Genomic DNA, 17,954 nt, shown 5'->3' with positions numbered 1-17,954 from the left:
GTCTGTGGACCTGCCCGCTAAGCACGACGTTGGGGCCATGATCTTCGAGGCTCGCGCCAAAGTGGCTGGCTAAAGTCGCGGAGCCGACCGCCCCAGCCACGACGTGTTCTGACCTCATGTCCGTGTGCTTGCCTCTTGGGCGGGAGCGGGCGGCCAGCGGTGCCGAGCGGGGCGGAGACATGAGCGCGGGCGCCGCTGGCCGCCCGCGCCCGCCCGGAGGAGCGAAGCGACGACGGGTGCTTGATGAAGTAGGGAAAGTTCTACCGCGCTCCGAGATCGCGGCTGACGGTTGTCCCCCCACGGACCTAAGCTGACCATTGCATAGCCGTGGAGTAAGGGTCAGAGAGGAGCGTGCCCACCGGATGGGACCGAAGTCAGAGCGGGTCTACCGCACGATCCGTGAGTGGATCTCGACGGGGAAGTACTTGCCTGGCTCCAAGATCCCATCTGAGCGGACGCTGTCCGAAGAGCTGGGCATCGGCCGCACTGCTCTGCGCCAGGTGCTGGCAAAGCTGGTCTCCGAGGGCTTCATCGAGGTGCACGGCCGTAGCTCCTACCGGGTGCCCGATCGGTCAGTCAGCACCAAGGCGCCGGCGGACCTTGAGCCCTGGCAGATCCATGGCGAGCGGACCCTCTACGACAACCGCTGGGTGAAGCTCAGTCTCGTCGACGTGGAGCCCCCGGGAGTCGAGCGCTTCGAACACCACGTTGTGAAACTGCATCATGTGGCTATTGCTGCCGTCGTCGACGATCAGGACCGTGTCCTGATGCTGTGGCGCTATCGCTTCGTTCCCGATGCCTTCGGCTGGGAGCTGCCGGGCGGCATCGTCGATGACGGTGAAGATCCCTTGCAGGCAGCGCTACGCGAGGTTGAGGAAGAGACCGGTTGGCGTCCGGACTCCCTTGCGCATGTGGTTACTTACCAGCCCATGGTGGGGATGGTCGACTCACCCCATGAGATTTTCGTCGGTAAGGGGGCCAAGCTCGTAGGCGAGCCGACTGACCATGAAGAGGCTGGCCACATCGCATGGGTGCCTCTGTCTGACATTCCTGGGCTCATGGAACGCGGTGAGCTCATGGGCTCCGGCACGCTTGTTGCGCTCCTGCACGTCCTGTCGTCGCGCGGTGCCGGCACTTCTCCTACAACCGCTGCGTGAGCTGTTCGATCCGGCGCCGATGACGCACTGATCCTGTTCGGCTCGCTATCAGACGGGCCTGGCGTAGGTGCTCGTGGGCCTGGTCGTACTCGCCGCGGGCCAAGTGCGCCTGCGCAAGATCGCAGCGCAGTCCTGCGGATGCTCGTATGAAAGTGGGGTCGGCGGTGTCGAGCGCCGAGTAAAGGCTGCCTACGGCTTCGTCGTCGCCGATCAGCGCAAGTGCGTTGCCGCGCCACCTTGTGAGGTGGCCTTCGTTCAGGAAGATGCTCAGCATGTCCGGGTCGCGGGCCTCGTCTCCCGGCGGCAGGCATCGCGTCGCATTCTCCAGTGCCCGCCGGCACTCGTCGGGCATGCCAGCTCGGGCGCAGATCTCGGCTTCTGCTGCGTACAGCCAGGCGGCGAGCCGCGGTGACATCGCCTTGCCGCCGAGTCGCTGCGCATCGCGTATCAACTGGACTGCCATGGGCGCACGCCCCGCGTCGCAGAGCACGTAGGCCTGCTCCGCCGTGGCGTGTGCGAGGTACATCGGCTCGTCCGCCTCTTGGGCTGCACGCTTGCCCAACTCGTAATGGCGCCAGGCGCGTTCGACTGCTCCGACGTCGAGAGCTTGCCACGCGGCGAGAGTCGCTGCCCCGGCCAACGCGCGAGCGACTGGACGTCGGGTCTCTGGCAGTACAGCGAACGTCAGAGCGTCCTCAAGTGTCCCCAGGTGGGCGGTCATCTGGTCGACCAGACTTGCGGCCCCCATCTGGCGGTCCATGGTCCTGAAAAGCTCAGTCTGGTCCATGAAGGTCTTCACCATGGTCAGACTGACGCTGCGGGCCGCATCGATCCGGCCTAGGAGCTCGTCGTATCCGTCTGCCGTAGGTGTTGGCGTCAAGGTGGCTGTCGCGCCGCTCAGTTCGTCGTCCGTGACGCCGAGCAGGGCGCGCAGTATCTTCGCGTATCGGGCCGAGATCGGGCGACGGTTGTTCTCCCATTCAGAGACGTACACGCGCAGGCTGGTCGTTGATGCGACGGTGAGCATGTGCTCGCGCGCATAGCGCTCGATCTCGCGGACCAGTCGCTCTTGCGACCACTCGCGTGCACTCCTCGCTGACTTCAGACCGTTCGTCACCTCGCGCCGCCCTGCCTCGGTTGCAAGTCCCAATTGCAGCATGCCTCACATCGATGCAGGTCGGGAGGGGTTAACGCGACAGGTGTTAACCCCTGTTGTCTACCGCCCTCTTGGTGGAGACGGTTCTCTAGAACCGTCGCAGTAAGGCGAGTTGAAGCGCCAGGCCAGCGACACCGCTTGACATCTGGTGCGCACCAGATGCAACCTACTGGTGCGCACCAGTTTGAAGTGCAAACGCCTGCGGCATTGCTGCGGGCCTCGCCAACCGCACAGGAGCGGCGACCCACCGCCAAGCAAGTACGCCGCTCCCGTCCCTCTGAAAGGGAGTTCCATCATGCGTCAGATTCCCGTGGACACCTCCGCCGCGACCGTGATGGTCGCCAAGGCCCCTCAGCCGAAGGTGAAGGACCGCCGTACCGGCGAGATCGCCACCGACATGGAGACCGGCGCGAAGCTGATGACCGTGGACGTGATGTTCGCAGCCAACGACGAGGTGGAGATCCTGTCCATCACCGTCCCGGAGCCGGGCATCTCCGGTGAGCTGGCCATGGGCACCCCGGTGGCGCTCACGGGCTTGATCGCCCGGCCGTGGGAGAACGACTTCAACGGCCAGAAGCGGCACGGCATCGCCTTCCGCGCCGTCGCGGTCACGTCCCTGGTCGCCGCCGCCTCGAACTCCAAGGCTGCCTGATCATGACCACCTTCACGGTCGCTCTGGTGCTGGTCGTCGCTACTGCGGGTCTCCTGCGGTGGCGGCGCCCCGCCTGGTACTGGATGACCTTCGGCGTCACCCTCGCAAGCCTGCGGGTCCTGGTCCGCTACGCCTCCGTCATGGACGCCTGCGGCCTGACGGTCCCGCCCTCGCGCTGGCGCCTGGCCCTGGCCCGGCTCACCAACCGGCCCGTCCCGGCCCCTCGTCCGCCGCGCATCCTGCGCTTCCGGCCGACTAGGACCGGCCTGGTCCTGCGGCTGGGCCTGCGCCCCGGACAGGACGCCTTCGACGTCGCCGCCGCCTCCGACCGGCTGCGCCACTCCTTCTCCATGTACGGCGTCACCTCGCGTGAGGTGCGCTCCGGTGTCGTGGAAGTGCGGATGACCGGCTACGACGTCCTCAAGCGCGTGCAGATGCCCGCCAAGGTCGACACCCGCCCCATGCGGGTCCCGGTCGCCCTGCGCGAGGACGGCTCGGTGCACTACCGCGACTACCGCGCCGTCCCGCACGCCCTCACCCTCGGCGCCACCGAGTCGGGCAAGTCCGTCTACCAGCGCAACCTGGTCGCCGGGCTCGCCCCGATGGACGTCGCCCTGGTCGGCATCGACTGCAAGCAAGGAGTGGAGCTGTTCCCTCTGGCCCGCCGGTTCTCCGCCCTGGCCGACAACCCCGACACCGCCGCCGACCTCCTCGACGCACTCGTGTCCCGCATGGAAGGCGTCTACCAGCTCATCCGCGCTGAGCAGCGCATCACGTCCGCCGTCGCGGACGCCGAGATAGCCGCCGACATCTGGGATCTGCCCGACCACCTGCGGCCGGTGCCGGTTGTGGTCCTGGTCGACGAGGTCGCCGAACTGGCCCTGTTCGCCAGCAAGGAGGAGGAGAAGCGGCGCGATCGCATCATCACTGCCCTGGTCCGCCTCGCCCAGCTCGGCCGCGCGGCCGGCATCTACCTGGAGATCTGCGGGCAGCGCTTCGGCTCCGAACTCGGCAAGGGCATCACGATGCTCCGCGCCCAGCTCACCGGCCGCACCGCCCACCGCGTCAACGACGAAACGAGCGCCAACATGGCCTTCGGCGACATCTCCCCGGACGCCGTCCTGGCCGCCATCCAGATCCCCGCCGAACTGCGCGGCCTGGCCATCGCCGGGGACTCCACCGGCGGCTGGCACCGCATCCGCGCCCCGCACACCTCCCTGCGCCAGGCCGTGAACACCTGCAACCGGCACGCCGACCGCACCCCCGCCCTGCCCGAACTGGCTCCCTACCGGCCTGAGTTGGCCGGCACCACTGAGGCCCCGGTGCGCCTGTCCAAGGCCGCTCCCGTCACCGCCTGACGTCCCCCACTTCACGGTCGGCGCGACCGCCCCTTCGCGCCAGGTCCCTACCCCTGCCATGCCTGATGAAGGGAGAACCCCCGCCATGTGCCCCGACTGCGAGGACTTCGCCCGCACCGTCCTGCTCCTGGGCCAGCTCGCCCTCTACGCCGACACCACCGATGCCGACCTGGACTTCGTCGACATCGTCAGCCCCTCTCTGGCCGCCTCGCTCCCCAAGCCGCCGAGCGGGGAGGAGTCCTGATGGCCGCCCGCCACGGCCTGCGCGTCGACGCCGTCCTGGTCCAGGCCGTCATCGCCGGAGCCCTGTCCTTCGCCCACCTGCACGACCTGGCCGCCGCTGCCGGACAGGACGGCTGGAAGGCCTGGGCCTACCCGATCTCGGTGGACCTGCTCCTGGTCGCCGCCTGGCGACGACTGCGCTCCGAGGGCCCGTCCCGGCTGGCCTGGTGCTGGTTCCTCATCGCCCTGGTCGCCTCGCTGGGCGCCAACATCGCCACCGCCGGATTCCTCGACCTGGACCAGCCGCCCGCCCTGCTCCGCCTCGGCATCGCCGGATGGCCCGCCCTCGCCTTCCTCGGCGGCACCCTCCTCGCCCACTCCGCCGAACACCGGCTCTCCAATGCGCCGGAATCGGCCCCGGTCCCGGAATCCGAGAACTCGGATGACCGCGAACCGGCTTCCGAACCCGTACCGGCCCCGGAGCCTGTCCCGGCCCCGGTCGAGGAACCGCCGGCACTTCCGCCCGCCGACCCGGCGCCCGCGGTTCCCGCCGTCCTCGTCGACCACGCCCGCAAGGTCGCCGCCGACTACCGCGACCGCACCGGCGCCCCGATCGACACCGACACCCTCCGCGCCCGCCTCGGCGTCCCGCCCCACCTCGCCGACGCCATCGCCGCCCAACTCGCCTGACCCGGAAGGAACGACAGATGACCTCCGACCCCGCCGACCTGACCGCTGCCGACTACCTCGAGGGTGCCCGCGAGATGACCGCCGCCGACCGGCCCTACCTCGCCCACCTGCTCGCCGAGGAAGCCGCCCAGCGCACCCCCGACCCGGCCACCGCCGCCGGTATCCGCGCCACCTTCCCCGACCCCACCGTCACCCGGAAGGACTGACCGTCATGCCCGCCCGCGACCACTTCCACTCCGTGATGCGGATCGGCCCCGTGCAGATCGGCACCCACCGCGACCGCCACGGCCACACCGCGCACGCCGCCGTCTGCACCGCTGACCGCTGCGGCTGGTCCGCCGACTACTCCAGCCAGAGCGCCGCCCAGCTCGCCGCCCGCACCCACCGCTGCCGCGTCCGCTAGGAGACACCCGTCATGCAGGTCCCGCTCTGGTTCGCGCTCGCCGTCGTCGGCTACCTCGGCGTCAAGTTCCTCCGCCCGCCCTGGTGGCTCGTCGCCGTCCTCCTCCTGGGCGGCTACCTCCTCGCCGACAGCGTCCTGGCCCCCGCTATCGACACCGCCCTGACCAAGTAACCGCGAAGGGAGAACCGCCATGCTCCGCCCGAAGATCCCCACCATGCCCAACCCGACCGGGCTCATCACCCCGCCCGCCGTCGTCGAGCCGACCACCGTGGTCCAGCACCACCAGTCGCCCGCCCCGGCCCCCCAGGTCTCCTCCCGGCCCACCGTCCAGCTCACCCCGGGCTCGGTGCTGGCCCTCGTCGGCGGCGGTACGGCCGTGGTCCTGGTCGTCGGCGCCGTGCTGGTCTCGATGCTCCTGGCCGTCGCCATCACCGGCGCATCCGTGGCCGTCTGCGCCCTGGTCATCCGCTCACTGATCACCGCCGACGTCAAACGCCGCTGAACGGTCCCAGGGGTGACGCACAAGCCGCCAAGCACGCCGCCGCTCCTGGGACCGGGCTCTGCCCAACCAACCGCCATCGCCAAGGGACAACGTCATGGATCTGCACATAGCCGCCAGCATCGTGCCGTTACTCGGCTGGGCCGTACACGGAGGCATCCTCACCCGCCGTCTCGCCTCCGCCCGCCGTGACCCGCTCACCGGCCTGCACACCCGCGCCGGATGGGCCGCCCGCGCCGAACACCTCATCCGCCGGCACCCGAACGCCGCCGTGCTCCTGGTCGACCTCGACCACTTCAAGACCCTCAACGACACCCATGGCCACGCCGCCGGGGACGCCGCCCTGGTCGCCACCGCCGACCGGCTGCGCGCCTGGTGCGGTCACAACGGCACCGCTGGTCGCCTGGGCGGGGACGAATTCGTCGCCGTCGTCCGGGACCTGGCCGCCGCCGATCTCCACCGACTCACGGTCGCGCTTCACGAGCCGCTGCCCTATGAGGGACGGTCGCTTCCGCTGGCTGCCTCGATCGGGGCCTGCTCGGTCGCCGAGCTGCCGGTGCGCACGCTGCCCGATGCGCTCGCCGCCGCCGACGCGGCCATGTACGCGGCCAAGGGCCGCACCCGCCGAGGCTCCCGGACCACTCGCTGAAAGGCCGCCGGGTGGCGCACAAGCCGCCAAGCACGCCGCCACCCGGGGCCGTTCCTTCCAACCGCAATCGAAAGGAACCACCATCATGGCCCACCGCACTTCGCCCCCGCCGAGGATCTGCCCGGCCTGCGACGGCTTCGCCTCCGTCGCCGTCACCCTCGGCGGCCGCGACCGGAACGGTCACCTGCGCACCATCACCGCGCACTGCCCGGCCTGCAACGGCCTCGGCATCGCCCGCACCCGCCCCCACCGGGAGGGTGCCCGTGCTTGAGCAGCTGCTCGACCGTGCCACCCTCGGCGACCTGCTGAGGGTGGCTTCGGCCGATGACTTCGACCGCTGGCACGAGCAGATCCGCCGCACCGGCGGCTGCTCCGACCCCATCCACCTGACCGGCTGGACCCTCACCAAGGACAAGACGACCGGCGAGACCCTGCACCACTACTCCACCGAGAACGAGCCCGGCGGACGGCTCCGCCTCGCCTGCGGCAACCGCCGGGCCTCCCGCTGCCCGTCCTGCGCCTGGACCTACGCGGGCGACACCTACCACCTCATCCGCGCCGGGCTCGCCGGGGACGACCGACGCGACATCCCCGCAACCGTCCGCGACCACCCCCGCGTCTTCGCCACCCTCACCGCCCCCTCCTTCGGCCGCGTCCACAACCGCCCCGACACCGGCGTCTGCCGGTGCGGCACCCATCACCCCGCCGACGATCCCGTCCTCGGCACCGCCCTCGACCCGGAGACCTACGACTACGCGGGCGCGGTGCTGTTCAACAACCACGCCGGGCAGCTCTGGCAGCGCTTCACCAACCGCCTCCGCCGAGAGATAGCCGCCCGCGCCGGCCTCACCCAGCGGGAGTTGAAGGACGCCGCCCGGCTCTCCTACGGCAAGGTCGCCGAGTTCCAGAAACGCGGGGCCCTGCACTTCCATGCGGTGATCCGCCTCGACGGCCCGGACGGCCCCGACACCCCACCGCCCGCCTGGGCCACGGTCGAACTGCTCACCGACGCCATCCGGGCCGCCGCCGCACACTCCTACACCTCGGTCTCCGTCCCGGCCGCCGACGGCCAGTCCGCCCGGACCTTCCGCTGGGGCACCCAGCTCGACGTCCGCCCGGTCAAGGCCTTCGGCGACGGCTCCGACATCACCGAACAGGCCGTCGCCTCCTACGTCGCCAAGTACGCCACCAAAGCCGCCGAGAACACCGGCACCCTCGACCGCCGCATCGGCGAACTCTCCGAACTCGACCGCCACCACGTGCCCGACCACACCCGCCGACTGATCGAAGCCTGCAAACTGCTCGACCCGCTCTATCCGGACCGGCGCCTGTGGGCCTGGGCGCACATGCTCGGCTTCCGGGGCCACTTCTCCTCCAAGTCCCGCCGCTACTCCACCACCCTCGGGGCCCTCCGCCAGGCCCGCGCCGACTACCGCGCCGCCCAGGAACACGCCGCCCTCGGCCTCCACGACCAGGAGCCGGACACCGTCCTGGTCCTCGCCGACTGGCAGTACGCGGGCCACGGCCACACCCCCGGCGAATCCGTCCTGGCCGCCACCATCGCCCGCGACCTCCAACTCAACCGCGAAACCGCCCGCGAAGCCCTACGCGACCAACTCGCCGACGAAAGGGAGTGCTGACCTTGGCCTCGCAGTTGCCGAACCGGTTCCTGACCCCTGAGGACCTGGTCGAGATGTTCGAACTCCCCAGCGTTGAGACCGTTTATCAATGGCGGCGCAAGCGCACCGGTCCCCGCGGCTTCCGCGTCGGCCGGCACCTGCGGTTCGACCCGAACGACATACGTGCGTGGGTGGACTCGCAGCTCGGGAAGGCGGCCTGATGGCTGGTCACATTCAGGATCGCTGGTACCGGGCCGAGATCACGCCAGGCGGCAAGGCCATCCGCGTCAAGACCGACCGCTACGGCACCGGCATGCGCTACCGCGCCCGCTACATCGGCCCGGACGGCACCGAGAAGTCCAAGAGTTTCCCCGACCGACAGAAGCGGCTGGCTGAACAGTGGCTCGTTCAAATCGAGGCGGACATGTCGCGCGGGCAGTACATCGATCCGCGTGCTGGTCGGCTGACTGTGAGGCAGCACGCTGAACGGTGGCTCGCGTCGCTCACCATGGACCCCGGTACCTTCGTGGGCACCGAGATGCGCATTCGCTTGCACGTGCTCCCGTACCTGGGCAGCCGTACGCTCGGCTCGCTCCGGCCCACCCATATTCGTGAGTGGCTGCGGAAGCTGGAGGACGGGGGAGTGGCGCCCGCCTACCAGCGGGTCATCTTCGCAAACCTCGGCACCATGCTCACGGCTGCCGTGGATGATCGCCTCATCTCGCACAACCCTTGCCGTTCGTCGTCGGTTCGGGCGCCCAAGGTGGACCCGCGTCGGATCCTCCCGTGGTCGCGTCAGCGCGTCCTTGCGGTGCGCTCCGCACTGCCAGAGCAGTACCAGCCCATGGTGGACGTCGCCGGTGGGTGCGGCCTGCGTCAGGGCGAGGTCTTCGGGTTGGCGGTCGAAGATGTGGACTTCATCGAGGGCCTGGTCCACGTGGTCCGCCAGGTCAAGCTCATCAACCACCGCCCGGTGTTTGCTCTGCCCAAGGGAGGCAAGACGCGCACTGTCCCGCTGCCTGAGAGCGTCGCTCGCTCCCTTGAGGACCACATCACCCGGCACCCGCCGACGGCCGTGACCCTGCCGTGGCGAGCGGTCGACGGCTCACCCGTCACGGCATCCGTGTTCTTCTGCAGTGACAAGGGGCGTGAGCTGATCCGCGACGACTTCAACCGAGCGGCGTGGCGCCCGGCCCTGGATACGGCTGGCGTCCCGCGAGGCCGGGAGAACGGGATGCACGCCCTTCGGCACTTCTACGCGTCCGTTCTGCTGGACGCCGGTGAAAGCGTCAAGGCGGTGTCCGAGTACCTGGGGCACCACGATCCCGGCTTCACCCTCCGCACGTACACCCACCTCATGCCGAGCAGCGAGAAGCGCACGCGCGAGGCAGTGAACCGGGCCTTCGGTGACGGCCCCAACACCGAGGACGGCCCCACGACGGCCCAGGAGGGGTGAGAGGAGGGAGGGACCGCAGGTCAGTGGCCATGTGGTCGCACTTGCCGGTCTACTAGGCGCGCGTCCTCCCCGGTTTCGGAGGGGCCCGGCACCTCGAGCCACGAGTGCCGGGCCCCTTTCCGCTGCCCGGGGCGCTTCGCCCGGTGCCGGCGCTAGGAGCAGACCTTGCCGTCCTTCGGCACCGTGCCGTTCAACAGGTAGGCGTTCACGGCCGAGTCGACGCAGTCGCTGCCGCTGCCGTACGCCCCATGTCCCTCGCCCTTCCAGGTGAGTTCCACGCCGACGCCCTTGCCCAGCTCGTCCGCCATTTTGCGGGCGCCCTCGTACGGGGTCGCCGGATCCCCGGTGTTGCCCACCAGCAGGATCGGCGCCGCACCCGCAGCACTGACCTCCGGTGTGTCGTACTGCCCGGCCACCGGCCAGTCGTGGCACCAGCCGGCCGTGTCCCAGCCCATGAAATCCCCGAAGACCGGGGAGATCTTCTCGAACTCCGGCAGCAGCTTCTTCGTCTCCTGGAGCGTGGGCCGCTGCTTGTCGTCCAGGCACGATATGACCCGCTGGGCGTGGGTCGTCGTGCCGTAGTGCCCGGAGGAGCCGCGCTCGTTGTAGTCGTCCGCGAGGGACAGCAGCTCGGAACCGTCGCCCCGCTCGGCCGCCTTCAGGGCGCTGGTGAGCGTCGGCCAGCTGGCCTGGCTGTAGAGCGGCAGGACGATGCCGGTGACCGCGAGCGTCTGGGTCAGCCTGCGCCCGGACGACGCCGGGAGGGGATGGGCGTCGATCCTGTTGAGCAGGTTCACGATCTTTCGCGAGCCCTGCTCCGGGTCCTGGCCCGTGGACTTCAGGTAGTCGTCCAGGGCCCGTTGGAAGCCGCGGGTCTGGTTCTGTGCGTGCCCCACCGTGTCGGCGCTCGGGTCGACCACCGCGTCGAGGATCAGCCTGCCTACGTGCTTGGGGAACAGGTGGGCGTAGACGCCGCCGAGTTCGGTGCCGTACGAGATGCCGAAGTAGTGCAGTTTGTCGTCGCCGAGGACCTGGCGCACCAGGTCCATGTCGCGTGCCGTGTCGGTCGTCGACACGTGCGCCATCAGCTTGCCGGCGGCCCGTGCGCAGCCCTTGCCGAAGTCCGTGGCGTCCCGGAAGTAGGCCTGCTCCTCGGCCGGCGTGTCCGGGGTGGCGTCCACCGTCTCGGCTGCCTGGATCTCCCGGTCGCTCCGGCAGCGGACGCCCTCGCTCGCCCCGACCCCGCGCGGGTCCCAGCTCACCAGGTCGTATCGCTCGCGCAGCTTGGACGCCGTGGCGGCGTAGTACGGCATCATGGACACGCCCGAGCCGCCGGGGCCGCCGAAGTTGAACAGCAGCGAGCCGATGCGGTCGCCCCCGGTCGCCTTGGCGCGGATCAGCGCCAGGCCGATCGTCTCACCGTCCGGCTTCGACCAGTCCAGCGGCGTTTTGAGCGTGGCGCACTGCCAGTCGGCGCTCGGCGCCGGTGAGTCCCCCGTGGCCTTGCAGCGACCCCAGCCGAGCTTCTGGCGCGTGAGTGAGGCGGGCAGGGCGGCGGCCGTGCCGTCCGGTGACGCCGACGGCGATCCGGCGCGGCTCTTGCCCTCGTCCCCGCCTCCGCCGGACGAGCCGCCGCATCCGGCCACCAGCACCGCTGTGGCGACCGTGGCCGCCCACCGTACGAAACGCGACATGTACATCCCCCCTCGCGAGCTCTCCGCGCCGAGCGGCGGGGAGCGGTCAGGCCATGGTAGGCGGATCGTGACGAGCCCGCTGCGGCCTGTGGATAACCTTTTGACCTGCGATTTTGCTGCGAGTTGCGGGTTGCGGGTGGTCAGGAGCAGACCGTCCCGGTCGGCGGCACCTTCCCGTCGAGCAGATAGCCGTTCACCGCGTCCTGCACGCACTGGTTCTTGCTGTCGTACGCGCCGTGCCCCTGTCCCTTGTAGGTCAGTTCGACGCCGACGCCTTTGCCGAGCGCGTCCACCATCTTCCGCGCACCCTCGTACGGGGTCGCCGGGTCGCCGGTGTTGCCCACCACGAGGATCGGCGCCGACCCGGGCGCGCTCACGTCGGGGTGGTCGGCCGCGCCCGGCACCGCCCAGTCGGTGCAGCCGAGCATGCCCCAGGCCAGGAAGTCGCCGAACAGCGGAGAGGCGGAGCGGAACTGCGGCAGCCTCTGCTCGACGAAGTCGGCCGTGTACCGAGGCTTGTCGTCGGCGCAGTTGATCGCGGTGTTCGCCGCGGTGATGTTGCTGTACTCGCCGTTTTCGCTGCGGCCGTTCATCGAGTCGGACAGCAGCATCAGGATCCTGCCGTCACCGTCGTAGGCCTGCTCCAGGCCTTCGGTGAGGTACTCCCAGAAGTCCTTGGAGTACAAGGACTGCGCGATGCCGTTGGTCGCGGCGGTCTGGGTCAGCTGTCGCGGGAAGGCACCCGGGATCGGCTTCTTGTCGAGGTCCGTCAGCAGCTTGGCGATGCGGTCCTTGACGTCCTGGGGGGTGTCGCCGATCGGGCACTCGGTGGTCTTGGACGTGCAGTCCTCGGCGAAGTTGTCGAGCGCGAGCTGGAAGCCCCGGGCCTGCCCGAGCGAGCTCTGTTCGGGGTTCTGCGTGGGATCGACGACCCCGTCGAAGACGGCCCGGCCCACGTGCGTGGGGAACAAGTGGGCGTAGACGCCGCCGAGTTCGGTGCCGTACGAGATGCCGAAGTAGTGCAGTTTGTCGTCGCCGAGGACCTGGCGCAGCAGATCCATGTCGCGGGCGGCGTCCGTGGTGCGCACGTGCGGCAGGACCTTCTTGGAGTTCTTCTCGCAGGCCGCGTTGAACTGCTTGGTGCGGTTCAGGAGCTGGTCGCGCTCGGCCGCGTCGTCGGGCGTCGCGTCCTGCTGGAAGTACTCGTCGAGCTGCTCGTCGCCCTCGCATTCCACCGGCGCGCTGCGGCCGACCCCGCGCGGGTCGAAGCTCACCAGGTCGTAGCGGGTGCGCAGCTTCGCGTAGTCCTCGCCGAAGGCGGGCAGCGTGGTGACGCCGGAACCGCCGGGACCGCCGAAGTTGAAGATCAGCGAGCCGATCCGCTTGCCCGGGTCGCCGCTGGCCTTCGCCCGGATCAGTGCGAGGCCGATGGTGGGGCCCTTGGGGTCGTTCCAGTCGAGGGGCGCCTGCATGGTGGCGCACTGCCATGCTCCGCCGTTCGGCATCGGCGACGGCGAGCCGCCACCGCCCTCCGCCGCGGAAGGTGCCGGACAGTCCTTCCAGTCCAGTTTCTGCGCGGTCAGATCCCCGTGCCCGTCTCCGGAGCCGCCGCTGCACCCCGCCACCAGGGAGGACAGCACGACGGTGACGGTCAGGGCGGCGCGGATCCGGGAGGGCTTCGGCATGTTTCCATCCTGAGACGGCGCACGGCCGCACGCTCGGGGCGCGAGCCGTACGAGGTACCTCCCAGCCTGCGCCTAAAGGGCGCCCTTGCGCGACAGGTGGTTGAAGGCCAGCCAGCCCGGCAGCACCGGCAGCCACAGCGTCAGCAGCCGGAAAAGCAGGACGGCGGGCGCCGCCACTTCCTTCGGGAGACCGACGGCGATCAGTCCGACCGTCAGCGTCGCCTCCACCGCGCCGACGCCGCCAGGGGTCGGCGCCGCCGATCCGAGGGCGTTTCCGGCGAGGAAGACGACGGCGACGCTGGCGATGCTCAGCGAGGTCGACTGGTCGCCGAAGGCCCGGATGGAGGCGTCCAGGCACATGACGAAGCAGGCGGTCAGCAGCAGCATGCCGCCGATGCCGGTGATCAGCTTCTGCGGCCGCTGCAGCACGTCGAGCATGCGCGGCACGACACCCGCGAACAGTGACCTCACGCGCGTGACGACGAATTTCCGCAGGAACGGCACCGAGGTCACCACGAGGACGAGCACCGCCACCGTGAGCAGGCCGGCGATGACCGTCCGGGACGGCGACAGCGACGGTGTCTTCTCGGTGCCGGTCAGATAGCCGAAGGACAGCAGCATCAGGATGTGGCAGCCGAGCCCGAACAGCTGCGAGGCGCCCACACTGGCCACGGCGAGCCCGGGCCGTACCCCGGCGCGCTGCAGGAAGCGTGTGTTGAGGGCCACACCGCCGACCGCCGCGGGTGCCACGATCTTCACGAACGACCCGGCGACCTGCGCCGCCACGGTCCGCGGGAACGGCACCCGCTCGGGCACGAAGCCGAGCAGTGCCATGGCCGCGGCGATGTAGCTGAGCGCCGAGAAGAGCACCGCCGCGACGACCCAGCCCCACTGGGCCTGGGCGAAGAGGGTGCCGAACTCGATGTGGGTGAGCTGCGTCAGCAGGTAGTACGCGCCGATGGCGCCCGCGATGAAGCTGATCAGTGTGCGCGGCCGGACCCGCTCCAGGCGGGCCGGCTCCACGGGCGCCTGCGGCCTGATCCGCAGCACCTCGTGCCGGATCTGGGTGAGCAGATCCTCTTCGCGGGCCTCTTCCAGAGCCTCGTCGATGGCTCGCTTCTCGGCCCGCTGCTCGGCGCGCACCGTCTTCTTGTCGGGCTTCTCCGGTACGGGCCCGGTGCCGTCCGGGGCTTCCTCCTCCAGACGGGCCTGCTTGGCCTGCCGGGACGCCTCCAGGACCGCCTCGCGTTCGCGCTGTGCGCGCTCGCGGGCCAGTCTGCGCAGCGTCGCGCGCGTGGAGCGGGTCAGCGCGATCGGCTGGAGCATCGGGAGGCAGTCGGCGACGGCGTCGGGACCGAGGACGCGGACCGCGGAGGCCACCGCCCGCTCGGCACCGGCGCGCAGACCGAGCGTGGTGAGCAACTGGGCGACGTCCATCCGCAGCAGCAGATCGCCGGCCGCGATCTCGCCGCCGCGCAGATCGGTCAGGATCACCGTGCCGGAACGATCCACCACGATCGCGTCACCCGCCAGCCTGCGGTGCGCGATCCGGCGCGACTGCAGCGCCCGCACCTGGTGCCAGGTGTTGCGCAGCAGATCGTCGGTGATCTCCTCGTCGGCCAGTGAGTCGAGCGTGCGTCCCTCGGTGTGCTCGTAGACGAGCATCACGGCGTCGGGACCCAGTTCGGAGGTGGCGATCAGCTTGGGCGCGTTGGCGCCGGCCGCGATGGCCGCGTACGCCAGCAGGGCCTCCTGCTCCAGGGCCTGGCGCAGGGACTGCAGGCTGCTGCGCGTGGCGAAGCCGCGCAGGGTCAGGTTGCGCCATGCCCGGTAGAAGAAGCCCTGTGCCTGCTGCTCCCGGTCGACCACCGTGACGTCCAGCGGCGGCCCGTCCTCCAGGGTGACGAAGTAGCGACGGCCACGGTCGCCGTTCTCCGTGTCCGATGCCTCCTCGCGGGCCGCGGCGACGGGGTGGAAGCCGACGTGCCGCAGGCCGGCCATCAGGGTCTGCCCGGTGGGCCGGACGTTGGGTGAGCCCACCGCGTACAGCGTCCCGTAGGCCACGGTCCAGCCGATCAGTACCGTCAGGATGATCGAGAACGGTGTCGTGTAGCCGGTGACCAGCATCGAGAACGCGTCGAGGAGCAACACGATCCACAGCACGGAGCGCCAGCGGGGCCGCCGTGACATGCCCACGGCCGTCATGTACGCGATGACCGGTGCCAGATAGCCGTGCACCGGGTCGGTCAGAGCGTGGATGTCGCCGGGGGAGGGCTGGGTCAGCGCCTCCTGGATCGAGCCGGGGGCGGCTCTGGCGACCCACAGGTCGGTGGCGAGCGTCACCCCGTGCGCGAGGACCGCCGCGAGCACGCCGTCGGCGATGCGCAGTCCGTCCCGTTTGATCAGGCGCTCGATCGCGAACGCGACCGGCACCAGGAGGATCGCGATGCTGGACGCGAGTCCCGCGATCTTGATCAGTAGATCGGGCGCCTGGCCGGTGCCCTTGTTGATGTCCTGTTCGAGCCCGGAAGTGGTTCCGTGCGCGAACGCCGCGATCGCGAGCAGGACGACGATGGCGAGCACGCCCACCAGCAGACGCATCAGGTCGGACGGGCGGTGCACGCGCGCGGGGAGCAGCGGTTCGTCGCCCTCGACCTCGTCGGCGGGCCCGTCGTCCACGCGGTCGTCCTCCTCGCGGGGCCCCTTCGTGTCCACGTCCTTTTCCGTGTTCACGTCCTTCTCAGGGCCGTTTCCGGGCAGGCCGGCGGTGTCCGGGTGCGCGGAAGCCTCGGACGGGCGCGAAGGAACGGCGGAGGTGCCCTCCGCGCCTTCGGGGTGCACGCCCTGCTGCTTCATCGTCTCTTCTTGACCTCGTATCACCAGTCACCGCCCGCACGATGGTGGCATGCCGCACCGACACACGGGGGCATCAGGGTGCAAATGCGGGGGCGCACAGTCTGCCGGAAGCGCCGCTCCAGGGCGAGGGATGCTCCAGGCGCCGAACACGTCACGTTGTCGGTCGGGTGGGGCAGGATGGGGCGAATGAGCGAGGAGAGCCTTCCCGAGGGCACCCGGGCGGGGGACGCGCTGCCGGAGTACGCCGAGCGGGTCCTGGACGTCGCGGATCGGATTCCGCCGGGCCGGGTCATGACGTACGGGGACGTCGCCGAGTGGCTGCAGGAGGGTGGCCCGCGCCAGGTGGGCCGCGTGATGACCCTGTACGGAGGAGCCGTGCCGTGGTGGCGCGTGGTGCGCGCGGACGGCGTCCTGCTCCCGGGCCACGAACTGCGGGCCCTCGGCCACTACCGCGCGGAGGGCACCCCGCTGAAGGAGGCGGGCAGGGCCGCCGAGGGCCACCTGCCGCGGCTCGACATGAGGCGTGCGCGGTGGGACGGCGACGCGGGCGACGAGGGTCACACCTGACAGCTTCCGCCATAGGACGGCTCCAAGGGGAACCTGTGGCCCGTACGAGGGATACGGGGGACGTCCGTGGCATGCCGTACGTTCGTGAGGTACGGGACGCACGTGTCGCGAGAGCCGGGAGGGAAGAAGCGGAAGCCCTGCTTCCGCCCGGTTCGGCGGCGTAGCGTCGACGGAACACGTCCCCCTCACCCCGCGGTCACCGCTCTCCACATGCGGCGGCCCGACAACCAGTACGACCACCAGGACCGGCGAACCACGTGAGCTCCTCCTCTTCCACCAGACGCCTGCCGCACCCCCAGGTGCGGCAGGGGGGCCGTGGCGCTTACCGACTGGTGCGTACCCCGCCGGCCGTGCCCGCTCCCCCTCGTCTTGACGTCGCCCAGCGCGCGGTGGTTGACCACACGGCCGGTCCACTGCTCGTTCTCGCAGGTCCCGGCACCGGCAAGACGACCACGCTGGTCGAGTCCGTGGCGGCACGCGTCGCCCGTGGCGGGGACCCCGCGCGCATCCTCGTGCTGACGTTCAGCCGCAAGGCCGCCGTCGAACTCCGCGACCGCATGGCGCTGCGCATGGGGGCGGCCCGGGCGCCCCGGGCCACCACCTTCCACTCGTACTGCTACGCCCTGGTCCGCGCCCACCAGGACAGCGACCTGTTCGCCGAGCCGCTGCGCCTTCTCTCCGGCCCTGAACAGGACGTCACCGTCCGCGAACTGCTCGCGGGCCAGCCCGGCCTGGAGCGGCTCGGCCTCACGCACGTGCGCTGGCCGGACGAACTGCGCGCCTGCCTCACCACCCGCGGCTTCGCCGACGAGGTCCGTGCGGTGCTCGCCCGCAGCCGGGAGCTGGGCCTGGGGCCCGAGGCCCTGGACGCCTTCGCCCGCCGCATCGGCCGCCCCGACTGGCGGGCCGCGGCCGCCTTCCTCGCCGAGTACCTGGACGTGCTCGACATGCAGGGCGTGCTCGACTACGCGGAACTCGTCCATCGCGCGGTGCTGCTGGCCCGTCGTCCCGAGGTCGCCGGCCGGCTCGCCGCCCAGTACGACGCCGTCTACGTGGACGAGTACCAGGACACCGACCCCGCCCAGGTACGCCTGCTGCACGCCCTGGCCGGCGGCGGACGCACCCTGGTGGGGCGGGGGGCGGCCCCCCCCAGGGGGGTAAAAGTGTCAGGGGGGGGGGGGGGGTGGGGGCAGGGCGGTGAGCGGGGGGGGGGGCCGGCGCGCGCGGGCGGGGGCCCGCGCCGGTCGGGGCGCCGCCAGGACGCCCGGAGGCGCCGGTCGGCACGCCGGAC

General features: G+C 70.5%; 20 protein-coding genes. 16 read left to right on the top strand and 4 right to left on the bottom strand.

The annotated features are described in order from the left end of the window. Positions 1-362 precede the first annotated feature (362 nt). Positions 363-1,157 carry an NUDIX domain-containing protein gene (locus ACFW2E_RS19800; protein WP_384468085.1) on the top strand — a complete coding sequence of 265 codons (795 nt, stop codon included), beginning with the start codon at positions 363-365 and terminating at the stop codon, positions 1,155-1,157. On the opposite strand, the gene ACFW2E_RS19795 is transcribed toward ACFW2E_RS19800, so the two are convergent. Continuing rightward, on the bottom strand, positions 1,141-2,184 hold the full coding sequence (locus tag ACFW2E_RS19795) for an XRE family transcriptional regulator (protein ID WP_384468089.1): 1,044 nt from the start codon (positions 2,182-2,184) through the stop codon (positions 1,141-1,143). The two genes, ACFW2E_RS19800 and ACFW2E_RS19795, sit on opposite strands and share 17 nt — an antisense overlap. 424 nt (positions 2,185-2,608) lie before the next feature. On the opposite strand from ACFW2E_RS19795, the gene ACFW2E_RS19790 reads away from it, so the two are divergent. The 13 genes from ACFW2E_RS19790 (at position 2,609) to ACFW2E_RS19730 (ending at position 9,861) form a co-directional block, all read left to right on the top strand. After that, positions 2,609-2,965, top strand: coding sequence for a hypothetical protein (locus tag ACFW2E_RS19790; RefSeq protein WP_384468083.1), 357 nt, complete (start codon positions 2,609-2,611; stop codon positions 2,963-2,965). A gap of 2 nt (positions 2,966-2,967) precedes the next feature. Further along, on the top strand, positions 2,968-4,323 hold the full coding sequence (locus tag ACFW2E_RS19785; protein ID WP_384468081.1) for an FtsK/SpoIIIE domain-containing protein: 1,356 nt from the start codon (positions 2,968-2,970) through the stop codon (positions 4,321-4,323). An 85-nt stretch (positions 4,324-4,408) separates the two neighbouring features. Continuing rightward, on the top strand, positions 4,409-4,567 hold the full coding sequence (locus ACFW2E_RS19780; protein ID WP_384468079.1) for a hypothetical protein: 159 nt from the start codon (positions 4,409-4,411) through the stop codon (positions 4,565-4,567). Continuing rightward, complete coding sequence (locus tag ACFW2E_RS19775; protein ID WP_384468077.1) at positions 4,567-5,235, top strand: DUF2637 domain-containing protein; 669 nt, start codon at positions 4,567-4,569, stop codon at positions 5,233-5,235. The genes ACFW2E_RS19780 and ACFW2E_RS19775 overlap by 1 nt, the downstream gene beginning before the upstream one ends. A 17-nt stretch (positions 5,236-5,252) precedes the next feature. Continuing rightward, positions 5,253-5,441, top strand: coding sequence for a hypothetical protein (locus ACFW2E_RS19770; RefSeq protein ID WP_384468075.1), 189 nt, complete (start codon positions 5,253-5,255; stop codon positions 5,439-5,441). 5 nt (positions 5,442-5,446) lie between these two features. Then, the gene (locus ACFW2E_RS19765) at positions 5,447-5,638 is read left to right on the top strand and encodes a mobile element transfer protein (RefSeq protein ID WP_359775757.1); all 192 of its coding nucleotides are present in this window, start codon (positions 5,447-5,449) and stop codon (positions 5,636-5,638) included. 12 nt (positions 5,639-5,650) lie between these two features. Further along, positions 5,651-5,809, top strand: a complete 159-nt coding sequence (locus tag ACFW2E_RS19760; protein WP_107066016.1) for a hypothetical protein — start codon at positions 5,651-5,653, stop codon at positions 5,807-5,809. Between the two features lie 19 nt (positions 5,810-5,828). Further along, entirely contained in the window at positions 5,829-6,140 is a 312-nt protein-coding gene (locus ACFW2E_RS19755; RefSeq protein ID WP_384468073.1) for a SpdD-like protein, read from the top strand. Positions 6,141-6,234: 94 nt separating this feature from the next. Next, positions 6,235-6,786 (top strand): GGDEF domain-containing protein, encoded by a 552-nt coding sequence (locus ACFW2E_RS19750; RefSeq protein WP_384468071.1) that lies wholly within the window; start codon positions 6,235-6,237, stop codon positions 6,784-6,786. 85 nt (positions 6,787-6,871) lie between these two features. Then, on the top strand, positions 6,872-7,057 hold the full coding sequence (locus ACFW2E_RS19745; RefSeq protein WP_384468069.1) for a hypothetical protein: 186 nt from the start codon (positions 6,872-6,874) through the stop codon (positions 7,055-7,057). Further along, complete coding sequence (gene repSA / locus ACFW2E_RS19740) at positions 7,050-8,426, top strand: replication initiator protein RepSA (protein WP_384468067.1); 1,377 nt, start codon at positions 7,050-7,052, stop codon at positions 8,424-8,426. Before ACFW2E_RS19745 ends, repSA begins: the two co-directional genes overlap by 8 nt. Continuing rightward, entirely contained in the window at positions 8,420-8,626 is a 207-nt protein-coding gene (locus ACFW2E_RS19735; RefSeq protein ID WP_384468065.1) for a helix-turn-helix transcriptional regulator, read from the top strand. Before repSA ends, ACFW2E_RS19735 begins: the two co-directional genes overlap by 7 nt. Further along, complete coding sequence (locus tag ACFW2E_RS19730) at positions 8,626-9,861, top strand: tyrosine-type recombinase/integrase (protein WP_384468087.1); 1,236 nt, start codon at positions 8,626-8,628, stop codon at positions 9,859-9,861. Before ACFW2E_RS19735 ends, ACFW2E_RS19730 begins: the two co-directional genes overlap by 1 nt. 152 nt (positions 9,862-10,013) lie before the next feature. On the opposite strand, the gene ACFW2E_RS19725 is transcribed toward ACFW2E_RS19730, so the two are convergent. The 3 genes from ACFW2E_RS19725 to ACFW2E_RS19715 all read right to left on the bottom strand — a co-directional run bounded on the left by ACFW2E_RS19725 (position 10,014) and on the right by ACFW2E_RS19715 (position 16,096). Beyond that, positions 10,014-11,555 (bottom strand): alpha/beta hydrolase, encoded by a 1,542-nt coding sequence (locus ACFW2E_RS19725; protein ID WP_384468063.1) that lies wholly within the window; start codon positions 11,553-11,555, stop codon positions 10,014-10,016. Between the two features lie 140 nt (positions 11,556-11,695). Further along, entirely contained in the window at positions 11,696-13,240 is a 1,545-nt protein-coding gene (locus tag ACFW2E_RS19720; protein ID WP_384468061.1) for an alpha/beta hydrolase, read from the bottom strand. 72 nt (positions 13,241-13,312) lie between these two features. Further along, entirely contained in the window at positions 13,313-16,096 is a 2,784-nt protein-coding gene (locus tag ACFW2E_RS19715) for a lysylphosphatidylglycerol synthase domain-containing protein (RefSeq protein WP_384468059.1), read from the bottom strand. Between the two features lie 186 nt (positions 16,097-16,282). On the opposite strand from ACFW2E_RS19715, the gene ACFW2E_RS19710 reads away from it, so the two are divergent. Together ACFW2E_RS19710 and ACFW2E_RS19705 are read left to right on the top strand one after the other, a co-directional pair. Continuing rightward, a complete protein-coding gene (locus ACFW2E_RS19710; protein WP_384468057.1) occupies positions 16,283-16,663 on the top strand; it encodes an MGMT family protein in 381 nt (126 codons plus the stop codon). Positions 16,664-16,920: 257 nt separating this feature from the next. Beyond that, on the top strand, positions 16,921-17,954 hold a 1,034-nt coding region (locus ACFW2E_RS19705), incomplete at its 3' end, for a UvrD-helicase domain-containing protein (protein WP_384468055.1).

This window comes from Streptomyces sp. NPDC058964 (assembly GCF_042741275.1).
Lineage (GTDB): Bacteria > Actinomycetota > Actinomycetes > Streptomycetales > Streptomycetaceae > Streptomyces.
This window is presented reverse-complemented; position numbering and strand designations above follow the sequence as displayed.

Bases quoted from the DNA above. Each gene is read 5' to 3' on its own strand.
- ACFW2E_RS19730 (WP_384468087.1), top strand. From the start codon at position 8,626: ATGGCTGGTCACATTCAGGATCGCTGGTACCGGGCCGAGATCACGCCA.
- ACFW2E_RS19760 (WP_107066016.1), top strand. From the start codon at position 5,651: ATGCAGGTCCCGCTCTGGTTCGCGCTCGCCGTCGTCGGCTACCTCGGC.
- ACFW2E_RS19710 (WP_384468057.1), top strand. From the start codon at position 16,283: ATGAGCGAGGAGAGCCTTCCCGAGGGCACCCGGGCGGGGGACGCGCTG.
- ACFW2E_RS19785 (WP_384468081.1), top strand. From the start codon at position 2,968: ATGACCACCTTCACGGTCGCTCTGGTGCTGGTCGTCGCTACTGCGGGT.
- ACFW2E_RS19790 (WP_384468083.1), top strand. From the start codon at position 2,609: ATGCGTCAGATTCCCGTGGACACCTCCGCCGCGACCGTGATGGTCGCC.
- ACFW2E_RS19780 (WP_384468079.1), top strand. From the start codon at position 4,409: ATGTGCCCCGACTGCGAGGACTTCGCCCGCACCGTCCTGCTCCTGGGC.
- ACFW2E_RS19775 (WP_384468077.1), top strand. From the start codon at position 4,567: ATGGCCGCCCGCCACGGCCTGCGCGTCGACGCCGTCCTGGTCCAGGCC.
- ACFW2E_RS19765 (WP_359775757.1), top strand. From the start codon at position 5,447: ATGCCCGCCCGCGACCACTTCCACTCCGTGATGCGGATCGGCCCCGTG.
- ACFW2E_RS19770 (WP_384468075.1), top strand. From the start codon at position 5,253: ATGACCTCCGACCCCGCCGACCTGACCGCTGCCGACTACCTCGAGGGT.
- ACFW2E_RS19715 (WP_384468059.1), bottom strand. From the start codon at position 16,096: ATGAAGCAGCAGGGCGTGCACCCCGAAGGCGCGGAGGGCACCTCCGCC.
- ACFW2E_RS19725 (WP_384468063.1), bottom strand. From the start codon at position 11,555: ATGTCGCGTTTCGTACGGTGGGCGGCCACGGTCGCCACAGCGGTGCTG.
- ACFW2E_RS19795 (WP_384468089.1), bottom strand. From the start codon at position 2,184: ATGCTCACCGTCGCATCAACGACCAGCCTGCGCGTGTACGTCTCTGAA.
- ACFW2E_RS19720 (WP_384468061.1), bottom strand. From the start codon at position 13,240: ATGCCGAAGCCCTCCCGGATCCGCGCCGCCCTGACCGTCACCGTCGTG.
- ACFW2E_RS19750 (WP_384468071.1), top strand. From the start codon at position 6,235: ATGGATCTGCACATAGCCGCCAGCATCGTGCCGTTACTCGGCTGGGCC.
- ACFW2E_RS19745 (WP_384468069.1), top strand. From the start codon at position 6,872: ATGGCCCACCGCACTTCGCCCCCGCCGAGGATCTGCCCGGCCTGCGAC.
- ACFW2E_RS19755 (WP_384468073.1), top strand. From the start codon at position 5,829: ATGCTCCGCCCGAAGATCCCCACCATGCCCAACCCGACCGGGCTCATC.
- ACFW2E_RS19800 (WP_384468085.1), top strand. From the start codon at position 363: ATGGGACCGAAGTCAGAGCGGGTCTACCGCACGATCCGTGAGTGGATC.